At 73.1% G+C, this 17,845-nt stretch carries 16 protein-coding genes and 1 riboswitch; of the genes, 7 read left to right on the forward strand and 9 right to left on the reverse strand.

The genetic code is table 11. From position 1 onward, the window contains the following. Nucleotides 1–29: 29 nt before the first annotated feature. The gene (locus ACFYY1_RS05675; RefSeq protein ID WP_388581215.1) at nt 30–752 is read left to right on the forward strand and encodes a ZIP family metal transporter; all 723 of its coding nucleotides are present in this window, start codon (nt 30–32) and stop codon (nt 750–752) included. Nucleotides 753–766: 14 nt separating this feature from the next. Here ACFYY1_RS05675 and ACFYY1_RS05680 read toward each other — a convergent pair whose 3' ends face one another. From ACFYY1_RS05680 to ACFYY1_RS05710, 7 genes are all read right to left on the reverse strand, one after another. After that, nucleotides 767–2,140, reverse strand: a complete 1,374-nt coding sequence (locus ACFYY1_RS05680) for a cobyrinate a,c-diamide synthase (protein ID WP_388581218.1) — start codon at nt 2,138–2,140, stop codon at nt 767–769. Between the two features lie 10 nt (nt 2,141–2,150). Next, entirely contained in the window at nt 2,151–2,750 is a 600-nt protein-coding gene (cobO, locus tag ACFYY1_RS05685; RefSeq protein WP_388581221.1) for a cob(I)yrinic acid a,c-diamide adenosyltransferase, read from the reverse strand. Beyond that, nucleotides 2,750–4,768 carry a putative cobaltochelatase gene (locus ACFYY1_RS05690; RefSeq protein ID WP_388581224.1) on the reverse strand — a complete coding sequence of 673 codons (2,019 nt, stop codon included), beginning with the start codon at nt 4,766–4,768 and terminating at the stop codon, nt 2,750–2,752. The genes cobO and ACFYY1_RS05690 overlap by 1 nt, the downstream gene beginning before the upstream one ends. A 58-nt stretch (nt 4,769–4,826) precedes the next feature. Further along, entirely contained in the window at nt 4,827–6,362 is a 1,536-nt protein-coding gene (locus ACFYY1_RS05695; protein WP_388581227.1) for a cobyric acid synthase, read from the reverse strand. Next, nucleotides 6,359–7,372, reverse strand: coding sequence for a cobalamin biosynthesis protein (locus tag ACFYY1_RS05700; RefSeq protein ID WP_388581230.1), 1,014 nt, complete (start codon nt 7,370–7,372; stop codon nt 6,359–6,361). Before ACFYY1_RS05700 ends, ACFYY1_RS05695 begins: the two co-directional genes overlap by 4 nt. Nucleotides 7,373–7,516: 144 nt before the next feature. Beyond that, a riboswitch (cobalamin riboswitch) is annotated at nt 7,517–7,648 on the reverse strand. Nucleotides 7,649–7,799: 151 nt separating this feature from the next. Then, a complete protein-coding gene (locus ACFYY1_RS05705) occupies nt 7,800–8,030 on the reverse strand; it encodes a hypothetical protein (protein WP_124718378.1) in 231 nt (76 codons plus the stop codon). A gap of 34 nt (nt 8,031–8,064) precedes the next feature. Further along, nucleotides 8,065–9,336, reverse strand: coding sequence for an anion permease (locus ACFYY1_RS05710; RefSeq protein WP_388581233.1), 1,272 nt, complete (start codon nt 9,334–9,336; stop codon nt 8,065–8,067). Nucleotides 9,337–9,591: 255 nt separating this feature from the next. Here ACFYY1_RS05710 and ACFYY1_RS05715 point away from each other — a divergent pair, with 255 nt between their 5' ends. The 3 genes from ACFYY1_RS05715 to ACFYY1_RS05725 all read left to right on the forward strand — a co-directional run bounded on the left by ACFYY1_RS05715 (nt 9,592) and on the right by ACFYY1_RS05725 (nt 12,955). Then, nucleotides 9,592–10,281 carry a class II aldolase/adducin family protein gene (locus ACFYY1_RS05715; RefSeq protein ID WP_388581236.1) on the forward strand — a complete coding sequence of 230 codons (690 nt, stop codon included), beginning with the start codon at nt 9,592–9,594 and terminating at the stop codon, nt 10,279–10,281. A 51-nt stretch (nt 10,282–10,332) separates the two neighbouring features. Further along, a complete protein-coding gene (locus ACFYY1_RS05720; RefSeq protein WP_388581239.1) occupies nt 10,333–11,460 on the forward strand; it encodes an alpha/beta hydrolase in 1,128 nt (375 codons plus the stop codon). Nucleotides 11,461–11,644: 184 nt separating this feature from the next. Further along, nucleotides 11,645–12,955: a hypothetical protein gene (locus ACFYY1_RS05725; protein ID WP_388581538.1), complete on the forward strand. Its 1,311-nt coding sequence runs from the start codon at nt 11,645–11,647 to the stop codon at nt 12,953–12,955. 43 nt (nt 12,956–12,998) lie between these two features. Here ACFYY1_RS05725 and ACFYY1_RS05730 read toward each other — a convergent pair whose 3' ends face one another. Together ACFYY1_RS05730 and ACFYY1_RS05735 are read right to left on the reverse strand one after the other, a co-directional pair. Then, on the reverse strand, nt 12,999–13,412 hold the full coding sequence (locus ACFYY1_RS05730; protein ID WP_388581242.1) for a VOC family protein: 414 nt from the start codon (nt 13,410–13,412) through the stop codon (nt 12,999–13,001). Between the two features lie 112 nt (nt 13,413–13,524). Next, nucleotides 13,525–14,415, reverse strand: coding sequence for a neutral zinc metallopeptidase (locus tag ACFYY1_RS05735; RefSeq protein WP_388581245.1), 891 nt, complete (start codon nt 14,413–14,415; stop codon nt 13,525–13,527). A 276-nt stretch (nt 14,416–14,691) separates the two neighbouring features. Between ACFYY1_RS05735 and ACFYY1_RS05740 the strand changes: the two genes are divergently transcribed. The 3 genes from ACFYY1_RS05740 to ACFYY1_RS05750 all read left to right on the forward strand — a co-directional run bounded on the left by ACFYY1_RS05740 (nt 14,692) and on the right by ACFYY1_RS05750 (nt 17,795). Continuing rightward, nucleotides 14,692–16,290 carry an ABC-F family ATP-binding cassette domain-containing protein gene (locus ACFYY1_RS05740; protein WP_388581248.1) on the forward strand — a complete coding sequence of 533 codons (1,599 nt, stop codon included), beginning with the start codon at nt 14,692–14,694 and terminating at the stop codon, nt 16,288–16,290. A gap of 341 nt (nt 16,291–16,631) precedes the next feature. Next, nucleotides 16,632–16,853 carry a helix-turn-helix domain-containing protein gene (locus ACFYY1_RS05745; RefSeq protein WP_018518904.1) on the forward strand — a complete coding sequence of 74 codons (222 nt, stop codon included), beginning with the start codon at nt 16,632–16,634 and terminating at the stop codon, nt 16,851–16,853. Nucleotides 16,854–17,003: 150 nt separating this feature from the next. Then, nucleotides 17,004–17,795 carry an enoyl-CoA hydratase/isomerase family protein gene (locus tag ACFYY1_RS05750; RefSeq protein ID WP_388581251.1) on the forward strand — a complete coding sequence of 264 codons (792 nt, stop codon included), beginning with the start codon at nt 17,004–17,006 and terminating at the stop codon, nt 17,793–17,795. Nucleotides 17,796–17,845 lie beyond the last annotated feature (50 nt).

The raw sequence follows: 17,845 nt of genomic DNA on the forward strand, positions 1-17,845 counted from the left end.
CACCGGGGTCGATCGGCTAGCAAGAGCGCATGGCGGTGTTCGTCGCGCTCGGCGCGTTCCTGATGACCCTGGCAGGCGGTTGGGTCGCCCAGCGCGTCACCGACCGCCGTCACCTGGTGCTCGGCTTCGCCGGCGGGCTGATGCTCGGGGTGGTCGGCCTGGATCTGCTGCCGGAGGCGATCGAGGCCGCGGGCGAACCCGTCTTCGGCGTCCCGGCCGCCCTGCTGCTGTTCGTCGGCGGCTTTCTCCTCGCCCACCTCGTGGAGCGGCTGCTCGCGGTACGCCAGGCGGCACATGGCGCGGGCGAGGAACGGGTGCCGCAGGTCGGGCTCACGGCAGCGGCGGCGATGGTCGGCCACAGCCTGATGGACGGCGTCGCGCTCGGCGCGGCCTTCCAGGTGGGCGCCGGCATGGGAGCCGCCGTCGCGCTCGCCGTCATCACGCACGACTTCGCCGACGGCTTCAACACGTACACGATCACCAGCCTGTACGGGAACGAACGCCGCAAGGCCATGATCATGCTGTTCGCGGACGCGCTGGCGCCGATCGTGGGCGCCGCGACGACGCTCCTGTTCACCCTTCCGGCGGAACTCCTCGGCTGCTACCTCGGCTTCTTCGGCGGCGCGCTGCTCTACCTCGCCGCCGCCGAGATCCTGCCCGAGGCGCACCACCGGCACCCGGCCCGCTCCACGCTGCTGTGCACCGTGGCCGGGGTGGGCTTCATCTGGCTCGTGGTGGGCATCGCGGACTGAGTGCCGCACGCGCCTCACCCCCGGCACCGCTCGACGAACCGGCGCGCCATGCCGGGCGCCGAGGCCCAGTGCGTATGCAGATAGCTCGCGTGCACCCCCCGCTGCACGTACCCCTCGACCCGCCGTTCCGGCTGGTGCATGCCCCACGCCGGATCGGCCCCGGCACCCGGCTCCAGCACGGTGCGGTGGAACTCGTGCCCGCGCACCCGGGTGCCGGGGGCCGCCAGCACGCTGTCGGAGACCGCCACGGCCTCCCGGTAACCGAGCGTCAGCCGCTTCGACATCCGGGCCTCGGCATCGAGCACCCCGCACATCGGCAGCCCGTCGAGCGAACGCGCCAGATACAGCAGCCCGGCACACTCCGCGGACACCGGAGCCCCGGACTCCGCCAGCCCGGCGACGGCCCCGCGCAGCGCCGCGTTGGCGGACAGCTCACCCGCGTACACCTCCGGGAAGCCCCCGCCTATGACCAGCCCCCCGGTGCCCTCGGGCAGCGCCTCGTCCCGCAACGGATCGAACGGCACGACCTCGGCCCCGGCGGCGGTGAGCAGCTCGGTGTGCTCGGCGTACGAGAAGGTGAACGCGGCGCCCGAGGCCACCGCCACGACCGGGCGCCCGGCGGGGGCGGACAGCTCCACGGGCCCGCCGCAGCCGCCGATCTCCGCCGCCGCGTCCCACACCTCGCCCGGCAGCGCGGGCGCGGACCGGGCCAGAGCCATCAGCGCCGCCAGATCGCACCCCGCCACCACCTGCTCCCGCATCGCCTCGACCGCGCCCACCGCGTCGCCGCGCCGCTCGGCCACCGGCACCAGACCCAGATGGCGCGAGGGCACGGCCACCTGCTCGGCCCGGTGCAGCACCCCGAGCACCGGCAGACCGGACTCCTCCAGCGCGTCCCGCAGCAGCGCCTCGTGCCGCTGGGAGCCGACCTTGTTCAGGATCACCCCGCCGAGCCGCACCTGCGGATCCCACGAGGCGAAGCCGTGCACCAGCGCGGCCACCGAACGCGACTGCGACGACGCGTCGACGACCAGCACCACGGGCGCCCGCAAAAGCTTCGCCACCTGGGCGGTCGACGCCAGTTCGCCCTGCCCCGACGCACCGTCGTACAGCCCCATCACGCCCTCGACCACCGCCAGGTCGCACCCCCGCGCCCCGTGCGCGAACAGCGGGGCGACCCGGTCGGGGCCGCACATGTACGCGTCGAGATTGCGTCCGGGCCGGCCGGTGGCCAGCGTGTGGTACCCGGGATCGATGTAGTCGGGCCCGACCTTGTGCGGGGACACGGCGAGACCGCGCCCCGCGAAGGCCGCCATCAGCCCCGTGGCGACGGTGGTCTTGCCGCTGCCCGACGAGGGAGCGGCGATCACCAGACGAGGAATGTTCACTGCCGGTGCCTCACCATTCGATGCCCCGCTGACCCTTCTGACCGGCGTCCATCGGGTGCTTGACCTTCGACATCTCGGTCACCAGATCGGCGGCGTCCAGCAGCTTCTGCGGCGCGTTGCGCCCGGTGATGACCACGTGCTGCGCACCGGGGCGCTCGCGCAGCACCTCGACCACCTCGTCGGTGTCGACCCACCCCCAGTGCATCGGGTACGCGAACTCGTCGAGGACGTACAGCCGGTACGTCTCGGCGGCCAGGTCGCGCTTGACCTGCTCCCAGCCCTCGCGCGCCGCCTCCTCGTTGTCCAGCTGGCCGTCGCGCTGCACCCACGACCAGCCCTCGCCCATCTTGTTCCAGACGACGGACCCGCCCTCGCCGCTGGCCCCGAGGACCTTCAGCGCGTTCTCCTCGCCGACCTTCCACTTCGCCGACTTGACGAACTGGAAGACGCCGATCGGCCACCCCTGATTCCAGGCGCGCAGCGCGAGCCCGAAGGCCGCCGTCGACTTCCCCTTGCCGATGCCGGTGTGCACCATCAGCAGCGGACGATTGCGGCGCTGACGGGTCGTGAGCCCGTCGTCGGGCACGGTGGTCGGCTGTCCCTGCGGCATTACGCGGCCCTCCTGTTGGTTTCCTGAACGTCCTTGACGAGCCCGGCGATCGCCTCGGCCCGCAGTTCGTCGAGCGTGACGGCGCTGCCCCCGAGATCGCGCGCGAGGCTTCCCGCGAGGCCGAGCCGTACCGGCCCCGACTCGCAGTCCACGACGACGGACGCGACGCCCTCCGCCTCGTGCAGCCGCGCCGCCCGGGCGGCCAGCGCCACCGGATCGGGCCCCCCGGTCGCCCGCCCGTCGGTCACCACGACCAGCAGCGGCCGCCGCGACGGATCGCGCAACCGCTCCACCCGCAGGACCTCGTGGGCCTTGAGCAGCCCGGCCGCGAGCGGGGTGCGCCCACCGGTCGGCAGCAGTTCGAGCCGCGCCGCCGCGGCGTCCACCGACGACGTCGGCGGCAGCGCCACCTCGGCGTCCCTGCCCCGGAAGGTGATCAGCCCGACCTTGTCCCGCCGCTGGTACGCGTCCAGCAGCAACGAGAGGACAGCGCCCTTGACCGCGGCCATCCGCTGCCGGGCGGCCATCGACCCGGAGGCGTCCACCACGAAGAGCACCAGGTTCCCCTCGCGCCCCTCCCGGACCGCCTGCCGCAGATCGTCCCGCCGGACCACGAGCCCGCGCCCGGACCGGCCCCGCGTCCGCTGGTGCGGGGCGGCGGCCTGCACGGTCGCCGCCAGATGCAGCTTGGTCAGGGCACCCTGCGGACGCCGCGCGCCGGTCGTACGCCCGTGCTCGGTACGGGCCCGGGAGCGCCGCCCCGCCGCGCCCTCGCCCAGCCCGGGAACGCTCAGCATCTTCGTGCGGAACGGCTCGGTGGCGCCCACCGGCTGCCGCTCACCGCCCCCGGAGGACTGCCCCTGCCCTTGTTCCCGGCCCTGTCCGGGGACGGACGGAGCGGGAGTGTCGCCGGACTCGCCCCCGGGGTCCGGCGGCGTGTCGGGGCCGTCGCCCCGCGGAGGACGGCCGCCGCCACCCGGGCCGTCCGGGTCCGGGTCGTCGTCCTCGCCGCCGTTCTGCTCCAGCGTGTCGTCGAGCTTGTCCTCGTCGAGGCCCGGCGCGTCGAACGGATTGCGCCGGCGCCGGTGGGGGAGGGCGAGCAGGGCGGCCTGCCGCACGTCCTCGGCGAGCACGTCCTCGCGCCCCGCCCAGGCGGCCAGCGCGGTGGCCGTCCGTGCCATCACGATGTCCGCGCGCATCCCGTCGACCTCGAAGGCCGCGCAGGTGGCCGCGATCTGCCGCAACGCCGCGTCGCCGAGCCGCACTCCGGGCAGCAGGGCGCGCGCGGCGACGATCCTCGCCCGCAACGCGTCCTCCTCGTCGGCCCACCGGGCGGCGAACGCCGCCGGGTCGTCGTCGAACGCGAGCCGCCGCCGCACGACCTCGACCCGCTGATCGGTCTCCCGGGACGCGGCGACCTCCACGGTCAGCCCGAAACGGTCGAGCAGCTGCGGCCGCAGCTCGCCCTCCTCGGGGTTCATCGTCCCCACGAGCAGGAAACGCGCCGCGTGCCGTACGGAGACGCCCTCGCGCTCCACGTACGAGGCACCCATCGCCGCCGCGTCCAGCAGCAGGTCCACGAGGTGGTCGTGGAGCAGGTTGACCTCGTCGACGTAGAGGATCCCGCGATGCGCGTCGGCGAGCAGGCCCGGCTCGAACGCCTTCACGCCCTCCGCGAGCGCCCGCTCGATGTCGAGCGCCCCGACGAGCCGGTCCTCGGACGCGCCGACCGGCAGCTCCACCATCCGGGCATCGCGCGACACACCGGTCCCGGCCTCGTGGGGGCCGTCCGGACACGCCGGGTCGGGCGACGCGGGGTCGCAGGAGAAGCGGCAGCCGGAGACGACGTCCACGTCCGGCAGCAGCGCCGAGAGCGCGCGCACGGCGGTGCTCTTGGCGGTGCCCTTCTCCCCGCGCACGAGGACGCCGCCGATGTTCGGTGCGACGGAGTTGAGGAGCAGGGCGAGTTGCAGGTCCTGCTGCCCGACGACGGCGGTGAACGGGAAATGCGTGCTCACGGGGCGATCCCTCCTGCGGGTGAATGGGCATGAAGAAGGCGGTCTCGGGACACGCTGTTCACCGGCGGCCGCCCGGAGCCGCGGGGGCGGCGGGGGCTCCCGGAGCGATGAAGGGAAGCCCCACCGGCGCGCCCGACTCGATGAGCCGCAGCAACGCGTCGGTGTCCGCGTGCTCCTCGACGAGATCGCCGAGGCGGTCGAGCTGCTCCTCGCGCAGCGTCGCGAAACAGGTGTCCGGAGCGGGGACGAAACGCCGGCCGGCGGCCCGCGCGACCTCGGCCAGGAAGCGGCGGCGGAACGCGTCGCTCTCCAGCGAGCCGTGCCAGTGGGTGCCCCACACGGAGCCGACCCGGCAGCCGTCCAGGAACGCCTCACCGCCCCGCACGTCCGCCACGCCGTGGTGGATCTCGTATCCCTCGACCGGCGCGCCGAGCGCCTCGCCGACGGGCCGGGCCAGGGTCTTCTCGCGGTCGAAGCGGATGCGTACGGGGAGCAGGCCGAGGCCCGCCACCTGTCCGGCCCGCGACTCGACCTCGTCCTCGATGTGCTCGCCGAGGACCTGGAAGCCGCCGCAGATGCCGAGGACCGGCCGGCCCTCGGCCGCGCGCCGCACCAGCGCGTCGGCGAGGCCGCGCTCGCGCAGCCAGGCCAGCGCCTTCACGGTGCCGCGGGTGCCGGGCACGACGACCAGGTCCGCGTCGGACAGTTCCTCGGCGCGGTCCACGAACCTGACGACGACGCCGGGCTCGGCGGCCAGCGCGTCGACATCGGTGAAGTTCGACATCAGCGGCACCGCGCACACCGCGACGCGCAGCACGTCCTCGCCGTGCGGCGGCGCGACGACCGACTCGCGCACGGCTCCGCGCAGCGACACCCGCAGCCCGTCCTCCTCGTCGATGCCGAGGCCGTGGGCGAAGGGCAGCACACCGTACGTCGGCCGGCCGGTGAGGTCCCGCAGCATCTCCAGGCCCGGCTCCAGCAGCGAGACGTCGCCGCGGAACTTGTTGACGAGATAGCCGGCGATCAGCGACTGGTCCTCGGCGGCGAGCAGCGCCGTCGTACCGAAGAACGAGGCGAAGACCCCGCCGCGGTCGATGTCGCCGACCACCACCACCGGGAAGCGCGCCGCCCGCGCGATGCCCATGTTCACGATGTCCGTGCGCCGCAGATTGATCTCGGCCGGGCTGCCCGCCCCCTCGCAGATCACCGCGTCGTACGTGCCCCGGAGCTGCTCCAGGCAGTCCACGACCGTGGAGAGCAGCGCCTCCTGCCTGCCCCCGTGGTAGCCGCGGGCGCTCATCTCGCCGACCGGCTTCCCCATCAGGACGACCTGGCTGGAGCGGTCGCTGCCGGGCTTGAGCAGGACCGGGTTCATCAGCGCGCTCGGTTCGACGCGGGCGGCCTGGGCCTGCATGGCCTGGGCGCGCCCGATCTCGGCGCCCTCCCGGGTGACGAACGAGTTGAGCGACATGTTCTGCGCCTTGAAGGGCGCCACCTTCACGCCCCGGCGCACGAGCCAGCGGCAGATCCCTGCCGTGACGACGCTCTTGCCCGCGTCGGAGGTGGTTCCGGCGACCAGCAGTCCGCCGCTCATGCGTTGCTCCGTCCTGTGGGGCGAGGTCCCGTGCCGTTCCTCGTCGTGCTGCGGCGACCCGCGATCCGCCGTGCGGCGAGGGCCGCGCCGAGCCGTCCCGCCACGCACACGCCGAGCGCCAGCGCACTCACCCGGCGCGACAGCCGTACCGCGCGCTCGATGTCCGCGGTCTCCACCGCCCGGCCCGTCTCCCCGTTGAGCACGGGGCGGTGCTCCACCCGGCCGCCGTAGGCGAGGGTGCCGCCGAGCCGTACGCCGAGCGCACCCGCGAACGAGGCCTCCACCGGGCCCGCGTTGGGGCTCGGGTGCTTCGCGGCATCGGCCCGCCAGGCGCGGACCGCGCCACGCGGGCGCCCCCCGGCGGCCACGGCGAGCAGGGCCGTGAGCCGGGCGCCCGGCCAGCCCGCGAGGTCGTCGAGGCGGGCCGAGGCCCAGCCGTAGCGCAGGTGCCGGGGCGAGCGGTGCCCGACCATGGCGTCGAGGGTGTTCGCGGCCCGGAATCCGGCCAGCCCGGGAACCCCGGCCAGCGCACCCCACACCAGGGCGCCGACCACGGCGTCCGAGGTGTTCTCCGCCACGGACTCCACCACGGCGCGGGCGATCTGCGGTCCGTCCAGGGAGTGCGGGTCGCGTCCGCACAGATGCGGCAGCCGCTCCCGGGCCAGCTCGATGTCACCGGCGGCCAGGGCGGAGCCGATGGCCCGCGCCTCGCGCCCCAGGGACGTACCGCCGACGACGGACCAGGTGGCGGCGGCGGTCAGCGCCACGGAGGCGGCGGGACTGCGGCGCACGGCACGGGTGAGCAGCGCGGCACCACCCGCTGCGCCTCCGGCGCAGACGAGGGTGTGCAGCGCGCCCCAGCCGCGGTGATCGCGCCACAGACGGCGCTCGACGCCCGCCGCGGCCCGCCCGAAGGCGGCGACCGGGTGTCCCCTGCGGGGGTCACCGAGCAGCAGGTCGCCGATCAGACCGGCCGTGGCGCCGTACGCGAAGATGCGGTCGGCTCGCACGGCTCAGCCGGCGCTCGCGCCTCGGCGGACCTTCGTACAGGAGGCTCTCGGTGAGAGCACCGGGACAGCGGACGCACGGCAGCCGGGCATGGCGATATGTCCTCACTCAGGGTCCGCGCCCTGGTTCGACGTGACCGGCGACAAGAGTCTCCTGGCTCCCGGATCCGCGGTTCCCCCGGCCTTCCAGCCCGCTCGCGCGAGCCGTGACTTCCGGTGTGGGGGACCGCTCCCCGGTGACAGTGGCGGGACCGCGCCGGATTCGCACCGGCTTCCTCTGCTGTCGCCGTAATTGGCTCCGGCAGTCCACCACGCTCTGCGAACGCCCGTCAACCTGCCGTTGACCTGCGGCGGCGCAGTGTGCTGAGACGCACATCGGGCCGGACACACATGGTGTCCGGCCCGACGGGGGAGCGTGCGCGGGAGCTGCTCAGGCGACGATCAGATAGATCCCGTACGCGACGGCCGCCGCGCACAGCCCGAAGCAGACGTACGCGCCGGCGCGGGCCAGCAGCAGCGAGCCGCCGGAGCCGCCCTGCGCCGCCGGTTCCGGCTGCTTGGAGAGGCCGACGATGCCCAGGGTGAAGAGGCCCACCAGCGCGACGGTGACAACGAGGGAGACGCCGAATACGGAGCCGAGGGCTGCCCAGTCGATGTTCATGCTGATTCCTTAGACGGCCGGCCTGTCGGACGGCTCAGACGGTGGCGGGTCGCGCCGGGTCCTGGGTGGTTCCGGCCGGGGCCGGAATGGTGGTCGTGAGGTTCAGGTCCGGCGTCTGGGCCGCGGCCGCGGTGGGCGGCGGGCTGACGGCGGCGATGGCCTGGGTGACGACGCCCGCGGGCTCGGCGTCGCCGTCCGACGGGGCGACGTCGCCGTGGCCGACCGGCTTGCGGCGCGACACCAGCCAGATGGCACCGGAGCCCGCGACCAGCAGCGCCGCGACGACCACGACACCCCAGGTGCCCTGCTTGGTGAGGAGCTCCGCGCCCGCCCCGACCAGACCGGCGGCCGGCAGGGTCAGACCCCAGGCGACGAACATCCGGGTGGCGGTGGACCAGCGGACCACACCGCCCTGCCGGCCGAGGCCCGCGCCCATCACGGCGCCGGAGCAGGACTGGGTGGTGGAGAGCGAGAAGCCGAGGTGCGAGGAGGCCAGGATGACCGTGGCCGCGCTGGTCTGGGCGGCGAAGCCCTGCGGCGGCTTGAGGTCGGTGAGCCCGCTGCCCATGGTGCGGATGATGCGCCAGCCGCCCAGGTAGGTGCCGAGCGCGATGGCCGTACCGGCGCAGACGATGACCCAGACCGGCGGGTTGGCGCCCGGGTTCAGGACGCCGCCGGTGACCAGGGCCAGGGTGATGATGCCCATGGTCTTCTGCGCGTCGTTGGTGCCGTGGGCGAGCGAGACCAGTCCGGCCGAGGCGATCTGGCCGGCCCGGTAACCCTTGGCGGTGGCCTTCTCCTGGGCGTCGTTGCGGACCTTGCCGCCGATCCGGTACGTCAGCCTGGTGGCCAGCAGCGCGGCCAGACCGGCGACGATCGGGGCGGCGACCGCGGGGAGCAGCACCTTGGTGACGACGGTGCCGCCGTTGACGGACGACCAGCCGGCCGACATCACGGCCGCGCCGATCAGACCGCCGAACAGGGCGTGCGAGGAGCTGGACGGCAGTCCGACCAGCCAGGTCAGCAGGTTCCACAGAATGGCGCCGACGAGTGCCGCGAAGATGACTTCTGTCCGCAGCCCGTCCTCGTTGATGATCCCGCCGGAGATCGTCTTGGCGACCTCCACCGACAGGAACGCGCCGACGAGATTGAGAACGGCGGACATGGCCACCGCTGTCTTCGGTCTGAGTGCACCGGTCGAGATGGTGGTCGCCATCGCGTTCGCGGTGTCATGGAAACCGTTCGTGAAATCGAACACTAGAGCTGTCACGATCACAATCGCGAGTAGCAGCGTGATGTGTTCCATTTACCCAGGCAATCGTTCGACGTCATTGGCACGTGGACCGTAGGCAACCTGGGTGAACGGAAGGTGAACTGGGCAGGTCGCTGTGGTGTTCCAAACTGGAGCCAGAGTATTCCGCTTATTGCCGGCGGGGGAGTGTCCGGGCCGTGCGGCAAGGAGTGACGGGGGCTTCCGGAGGGGCGGGACGGCGGCTTGCGGCGGGGCGTCACTGTGGCCGATCGCATACCCGTTCGCCCTCGGGGCTGACAGGATCGGCGCATGAGCGATCAGCAGCGGGACGCGATCGGACGGGCCTGGGACGGCGTCGTCGCCACCGCCCGGCGGACGGCGGCCGAGGGCCTCGTCGTCGGGACCTCGGGCAACGTGTCGGCACGGGTCGGCGACACCATCCTGGTCACGCCGAGCGGGGTGCCGTACGACCGGCTGGGCCCCGAGGACGCCGTCGGCGTCGATCCGGAGGGCAACCGCGTGCTCGGCGAACTCGCCCCGACCAGCGAACTGCCCCTCCACCTCGCGGTCTACCGGAACACCGACGCGGCCGCCGTCGTGCACACCCACGCGGTGCACGCCACCGCCGTCTCGACACTGGTTCCCGGGGTCCCCCCGGTCCACTACGCCGCCGCCATGCTGGGCGGCCCCGTCCGCGTCGCCCCCTACGCGCGCTACGGCACCGAGGAACTGGCCGTGAACATGCTCGCCGCCCTGCGCGACCGCACCGGCTGCCTGCTCCAGAACCATGGAACCGTCACCTACGGAGCCACCCTGGACCAGGCCTACGACCGGACCGCCCAGCTGGAATGGCTCTGCAGGCTCTGGCTCGCCGCGAGCTCCGTCCCCGGACGCGGCCCGAGCCTGCTCTCCCCGGAGCAGCTGCAGGATGTGCAGGAGGCGCTGAAGGCGTACGGACAACCGGGCCGACCGGCCGGTCCGGTCCACCGGACGGCGTAGGGGCCGCCCCGCCCGCTGGCAGGGTCCCGCACCCGCCACGACACTGAAGCGGTGCGCCCGGCAACAGTTACGGCAGCAGCCGTCACCACGATCCTCGGCGTCGGTGCGGCAGCGGTCGCGGCCGGCCGGTACGCCAGCGACGCCGCCCTCAGGGCGCCGTCCGGACGACCCCTCCCCGCCGACCGCAGACTCACCGTCCACGCCACGGCGGCCGGGCAGGTCACCCTGACCCGCTCCTTCACCGCCCTGCGGCCCGGCACGTACGGACTGACGGGCAAGGACGTCCACGCCGTGGTCGGCCCGGTGATCGAGCACGCCCATCACGCCCCCGACACCGTCGTCCGCAGACTGGAACGCGTCGACCGCGGCAGCCTGGAGACCGGTGCCAAGGTCCGGGTCACCCCGCAGCTGCACAGCGGCGACCCGTCCTCGGCCCTCGGCCTGGACCACCGGGACGTCGAGATCCCCGGCGAACTCGGCACCCTGCCCGCCTGGTTCCTGCCCGGCCCCCGCGACACCTGGGTCATCACCGTGCACGGCATCGGCACCACCCGGGAACACCCCATGAACGTCATGAGGTTCCTGCACGGCCTGCGGCTGCCCGTGCTCGACCTGGCCTACCGCGGCGACGCCGGAGCCCCGAGGTCCCCCGACGGCCTCGCTCATCTCGGCGAATCCGAATGGCGCGACCTGGACGCCGCGATCCGCTTCGCCGTGCGGTACGGAGCCGAGAAGGTCATCCTGCACGGCTGGTCCACCGGCGCCTCCATGGCGCTGCTCGCGGCCGTCAACTCCGCGCTGCGCGACCGGATCTGCGGCCTCGTCCTGGACTCCCCGGTGCTGGACTGGGCCACCACGCTGCGCGCCCTGGCCCTCGCCCGCGGCGTCCCGGCAGCCCTGCTGCCGCTCGCCGTCCGCGCCGCCGAGGGGCAGACCGGACTGCGCGGCGCCCGGCTGCTCGACGGCTCCCTCGCCCCGGCACTGCGCGCCCCGACCCTGATCTTCCACGGCCCCGACGACCGGCTCGCCCCCTGGCAGCCCTCCCGCGACCTCGCCGCCCGTCGCCCGGAGCTGATCGCCCTGCACGCCGTACCGCAGGCTCCGCATGCGGCAATGTGGAATGCCGATCCGGACCACTACGAAGAGACCCTGCGCCGCTTCCTCACGCCCCTGATGTGAGGTGATGCGCGGGTTCGGCCGATTGGTCCAGGGCCCCGTCCACCAGCCCCTCCACCGGGAATTCGGGTTCCGTTTGGGCTTTCGGGCCGTCAGGGGCAAGACTGCTCCCGTGACGTCCCGTAACCCGCGCGACTCCAGGCTGCGACTTGTCCGCCCGCGACCCCTTGCGACCGCCCGCAAGGCCGTGACCACCCGGCGCACCAGGCCGGCACCCCGCCCACCGGAGGGCACTCCGCCCCGGTCGGAACTGGCCCGGCAGGCCAGGACGGCCCTCGCCGACGCCGTACGGATCGCCCGCTGGGCGGCCGACGGCGCGATCCCCGGCGCACCACCGCTCGCCGCCCAGGCACTCCAACGGGCCGCGACCGCTCTGGAACTGTCCCCGGCCCAGGTGCGCTCCGGCTGGGACCGCGCCAGGCTCGCCGGCCTCGTCGAACTGCACGGCGACACCGCACGCCCCGGCTGGCGGCTGCGCGCCTGGGACCGAGACGACTCCGCCGTGCTCCGCGGCTGGGTGGCGCTCTTCGACGCCTGGTCGCTCGTCCACCCGGCGCCCGCGGACATCGAGTCCACCGCGGTCGCCGAGGCCGTCGAGGCCGTGCCGCAGGTCCTCTCCCTCCTCCAGCTCTCGGCCGGCCCGGTCACCGTGCCCGCCCTGCTGGACCTGCTCGGCCAGCGCGTCGCGGAACTGCGCGAGGAGCGCTGCGAGGTGCCCTACGGACCCCGGCCGCTGCCCGCACCGGCCGACACCGCACCGGCCGCGCACCCCGCCGCCCTGGTGGCGCTCCTGCTCGACTGGGCCCTGGAGGGACTGGCCGCCGTCGGGGCGCTGACCCTCGGCACCGGCCACGCCACCCTCACCCCGCTCGGCAACTGGGCGGTCTGGGTCAAGCTGGAACAGATCTGCGTCGCGGCCCAGAGCCCGGCCGGGAACATCGAGCAGTCCGCCGCCGACATGCTGCTGGGCTGCGCCCGGCTCACCCCCGGCCCGGCCCGCGACGAGTACCGGGCCTGGCTGGCCGCCCGTCCCGTCGGCAGCGCCGTCGCCGAACTCATCGCCGTTGCCCGCGGCGAGGACGCGCTCCTGCGCGGGCTCGCCTTCGAGGCGCTCCGGGTCGTCGGCGCCCCGGCCGAACCCGAGGTGCGCTCCGTCGTCGCCGACCCCTCGCTGCGCCCCTACGCACTGCTCTGGCTGGCCGAGTACGACGGAACCGACCCCGAGGACGCCCAGGACGTCCTCAGCCGGGAGGAGGCCACCTGGCTCTGGGTCGACACCGCGGCGGCCGTCGCCGACCACGGCGAGACCGGGCTGCTGGTCCGCCATCTCGACTCGGCCGTCCAGGGCACGGTGCCGGCCCTGCTGGACGAGGTCCGGGCCGTCGGCCATCCGCGCACCGTGCAGGTGCTGGTGGCCCTGGCCGCCGCGCACCCGGACCCGGCGCTGGCCAAGGCGGTGCGCCGGGCCGCGTTCCAGGTGCACACCGGCGGCGCCTGACACCCCGCGCCGGACGGGCCCCGCCCCGGGGCCGGTCCGGCCGTCAGTCCGCCGACCCCGGTGCGTACGTCCCGAAGCTCCACACATTGCCCTCGGCGTCCCGCGCCATGTAGTCGCGCGAGCCGTAGTCCTGATCGGTGGGCGGCATCAGGATCTCCACCCCGTGCTCCACCGCCCTGGCATGGTGCGCGTCGACCTCGTCGACCACGACGTAGACACCGGCGGGGCCCGCGCCCTGCATCGCCTTGGCGAAGACGCCCTCGCGGCCCTTGGAGCCCAGCATCACCCTGCCGTTGCCGCAGGACAGCTCGGCATGGAGCACCTGGCCGCCCTCGCCCTCGTACACCGCTTCCTCGGTGAAGCCGAGGCCCTGGGTCAAGGTCCTGATCGCGGCCTTCGCGTCGTCGTACAGAATCGTCGGATAGATCGTCGGAACGCCGGCCGGTGCGCCTGCCATGACGCTCACCCCTTTTCGTACTCCCGTGACCCGGTTCTGTGATCTGCGTCTCAGTCTTCCATCCGCCACCGACAACGGCCCGGCGCGGCGGCCGTGCGGTCCGGCTCCGGGCTCAGCGGAAGGTGTTGCAGTCGGCCATGTCGCCGCTGCGGAAGCCGGTGGTGAACCACTGCTGGCGCTGCGCGGCCGAGCCGTGCGTCCAGGACTCCGGCGTGACGCGGCCCTGGAACTTCTCCTGGATCCGGTCGTCGCCGACCGCGGCCGCCGCGTCGAGCCCGTCCCGGATGTCCGCCTGCGTCAGCGAGGTGATCAGCGGCCGCCCGGTCGACTCGTCCGGCGTGGTCGTCGCGTGGTGCGCCCAGACCCCGGCGTAGCAGTCCGCCTGGAGCTCCACCCGGACCGCGTTGCTGTTCTCGCCGGTCCGGCCGTCCTGGGACCGTTCCAGCGTCCCCATCAGGTCCTGTACATGGTGTCCGTACTCATGGGCGACGACATAGGCCTGGGCGAACGGGCCGCCGCCGGCGCCGAACTTGGTCCGCAGTTCGTCGAAGAACCCCAGGTCCAGGTAGACCTGCCGGTCGCCCGGACAGTAGAACGGCCCGACCGCCGAGGTCGCGGAGCCGCACGCGGTGCCGATCCGGTCGCTGAACAGGACGGTGCGCGACGGCGTGTACGTGCCCCGGCGCCGCTGGAACTCCTGTTGCCAGAAGTCCTGCACGCTGTTGACCACGGCCACGGTCCGGCAGTCGTCCCTGGTGTTCGCGTCCTGCCCGGTCCGGCAGGACTGTTGCACCTGTGCCGCCGTCGACGCGGTCGGCGTCGTGTCCGGACCGCCGTCCGACAGGCCGAGCTGCTCCGGGCCGACCCCGAAGAACAGCCCCAGGATCAGCGCGATGAGGCCGGCGATGCCGCCGCCCACGGTGGCCCTGCCGCCCGGGATCCGGCTGCCGCGCACGTCCTGGACCTCGGACGTGTCCAGGTCGGCGTCGTCGTCGAACTGCATGGGGCACCACCCTCCGCTCCGGCCGCGGTGCTCCCATCGCCTCCGCACCTTCGCCGAGTATCGGATAGTTCACACCGCTATGCCCTTTTTCATTGCGCGGTGGGGTGGGACGGTGGCGCGGGGCGACCGTCCGGCCGGTGCCGTGGACGCATGCGGAAAAGCAGTTGCACACCGCCAGTAGAATGGCCCGTATGGCAATTCTCCTTGTGCATTAGCGGCGTCGAGACACCTCCGCCCTCGTCCCGTCAGCCGTCCGAACCGCCCTGGAGTTTTACCGTGATCACCGCTTCCGGCATCGAGCTGCGTGCCGGCGCCCGCATCCTCATCGAGTCCGCCTCCTTCCGTATCGCCAAGGGCGACCGCGTCGGCCTCGTCGGCCGCAACGGAGCGGGCAAGACCACGCTCACCAAGTGCCTCGCGGGCGAGGGCAACCCCGTCGGCGGCACCATCGCCCGCTCCGGCGAGGTGGGCTACCTCCCGCAGGACCCCCGCACCGGCGACCTCGACGTGCTGGCCCGCGACCGCATCCTCTCCGCCCGCGGCCTCGACGAGATCCTGCGCAAGATGCGGGAGAACGAGGAGCGGATGGCGACCGGCAAGGGCGCCACCCGCGAGAAGGCGATGAAGAAGTACGAGCGCCTGGAGACGGAGTTCCTCACCAAGGGCGGTTACGCCGCCGAGGCCGAGGCCGCCACCATCGCCGCCGCGCTCAGCCTGCCCGACCGGGTGCTCGGACAGCCGCTCCATACGCTCTCCGGTGGTCAGCGCCGCCGCGTCGAGCTGGCCCGCATCCTCTTCTCGGACGCCGACATCCTGCTGCTCGACGAGCCGACCAACCACCTCGACGCCGACTCGATCGTCTGGCTGCGCGACTACCTCAAGACCTACCGCGGCGGCTTCATCGTGATCTCCCACGACGTCGAGCTGGTCGAGACGGTCGTCAACAAGGTCTTCTACCTCGACGCCAACCGCGCCCAGATCGACATCTACAACATGGGCTGGAAGCTCTACCAGCAGCAGCGCGAGGCCGACGAGAAGCGCCGCAAGCGCGAGCGGCAGAACGCCGAGAAGAAGGCCGCGGCCCTCAACTCGCAGGCCGACAAGATGCGCGCGAAGGCCACCAAGACCGTCGCCGCGCAGAACATGGCCAAGCGCGCCGAGCGGCTGCTGTCCGGTCTGGAGGCCGTCCGGGTCTCCGACAAGGTCGCCAAGCTCCGCTTCCCCGAGCCCGCACCGTGCGGCAAGACCCCGCTGATGGCGGAGGGCCTGTCCAAGTCGTACGGCTCGCTCGAAATCTTCACCGATGTGGACCTCGCCATCGACAAGGGCTCCCGGGTCGTCATCCTCGGCCTCAACGGCGCGGGCAAGACCACACTGCTGCGGCTTCTCGGCGGCGCCGAGAAGCCCGACACCGGCGAGGTGATCGAGGGCCACGGTCTCAAGCTCGGCTACTACGCCCAGGAGCATGAGACCCTCGACCCGGACCGTTCCGTCCTGGAGAACATGCGCTCCGCGGCGCCCGATCTCGACCTCGTCGAGGTCCGCAAGACGCTGGGCTCCTTCCTCTTCTCCGGCGACGACGTCGACAAGCCCGCCGGTGTCCTCTCCGGCGGTGAGAAGACCCGTCTCGCCCTGGCCACCCTGGTGGTCTCCTCCGCCAATGTGCTGCTGCTGGACGAGCCGACCAACAACCTCGACCCGGCCAGCCGCGAGGAGATCCTCGGCGCGCTGCGCACGTACAAGGGCGCCGTCGTCCTCGTCACGCACGACGAGGGCGCGGTCGAGGCGCTCCAGCCGGAGCGCATCATCCTGCTGCCCGACGGCGTCGAGGACCTGTGGGGCGCGGACTACCAGGACCTGGTCGCACTGGCCTGATCCGGGTCGCCGCCGTCTGATCCACTCCGTCTGGATCATTCGGCCTACGCGTGATCCATCATCTGCGTGAGTGCGTCTCGTACCCTGGCGCGACGCCCGGCAGATACCTGCCGGGCGCACCCGTATGGCGGCCGTGCACCCCGTGTGGCCCTGACCTGCCGGTTCGGTTCAGGGCCTCGGCCCGCCTGTCGCCACAGCCCGGCGGAATGCGAAATTCCGGTCGTGTCGGCCCGTTCCCCGGCCGGGAACCCGCTCGTACGGACCTTGCCGAATGGGTGGCCAGGAAGCTCGTGAGGGGTGATCATGAGAGTCCAGAGCGCACTTCCCATGAGGAGGCACGGGTGGCCGAGACTCTGAAGAAGGGCAGCCGGGTTACCGGCGCCGCGCGCGACAAGCTCGCGGCAGACCTGAAGAAGAAGTACGACTCCGGTGCGAGCATCCGGGCGTTGGCCGAAGAGACCGGCCGCTCCTACGGATTCGTCCACCGGATGCTCAGTGAGTCCGGAGTCACGCTGCGGGGACGCGGCGGAGCGACGCGGGGCAAGAAGGCCGCCACGGCCTGACGCCCCGGGGTCGAGGGGCAGGCCGTGCGGCCCGCCCCGGGGCTCACCGGATTTCGGTGGTGGCCACCCGGTCGGCAGCGATGCCGTCCGGGTGGTTACTGTTCAGTCACTTAGCTCTTCACGTTGACTGAACCGATCCGGAGGCGCCCCATGACCTCGCTCGACTCTGTGCTCGACAAGGACGGCGTACGACTCACCGTCGACGACGCGGTCGCCACGGTGACCCTCACCAATCCGGCCAAGCGCAACGCTCAGTCCCCCGCTCTGTGGCGGGCGTTGACGGAGGCCGGACGGGCACTGCCCGGCAGCGTGCGGGTCGTCGTGCTCCGCGGCGAGGGCAAGTCCTTCTCCGCGGGACTCGACCGGCAGGCGTTCACCCCCGAGGGGTTCGACGGCGAGCCGTCCTTCCTCGACATGGCGCGTGGTTCGGAGGCCGGGCTCGACGCGACCATCGCCGAGTACCAGGAGGCGTTCACCTGGTGGCGCCGCAACGACATCGTGTCGATCGCGGCCGTCCAGGGGCATGCGATCGGTGCCGGCTTCCAGCTCGCCCTCGCCTGCGATCTGCGGATCGTCGCCGAGGACGTGCAGTTCGCCATGCGTGAGACCAGCCTCGGTCTGGTGCCCGACCTCACCGGTACGCACCCCTTGGTGAACCTGGTGGGGTACGCCCGTGCGCTCGAAATCTGTGCCACGGGCCGCTTCGTGCACGCCGAGGAGGCCGAGCGCACCGGCCTGGCCAACCTCGTCGTTCCGGCCGGTGAGCTGGACGCCGCGGCCCGCGATCTGGCCGGCGCGCTGCTGGCCGCCCCGCGCGACGCCGTCGTGGAGACCAAGGCGCTGCTGAGCGGTGCCGTCTCCCGTGGTTACGAGGAGCAGCGCGTCGCCGAACGCGCCGCGCAGGGCCGCCGGCTGCGCGATCTGGCGGGCATCACCGACTGAGACCGGCCGGCCGGTCACGGGGCGGCGTCGCGGGGCCGGGCACTCCCATC

Origin of the sequence: Streptomyces sp. NPDC001890, from assembly GCF_042891445.1 — a bacterium.
Classification (GTDB): Bacteria; Actinomycetota; Actinomycetes; order Streptomycetales; family Streptomycetaceae; genus Streptomyces.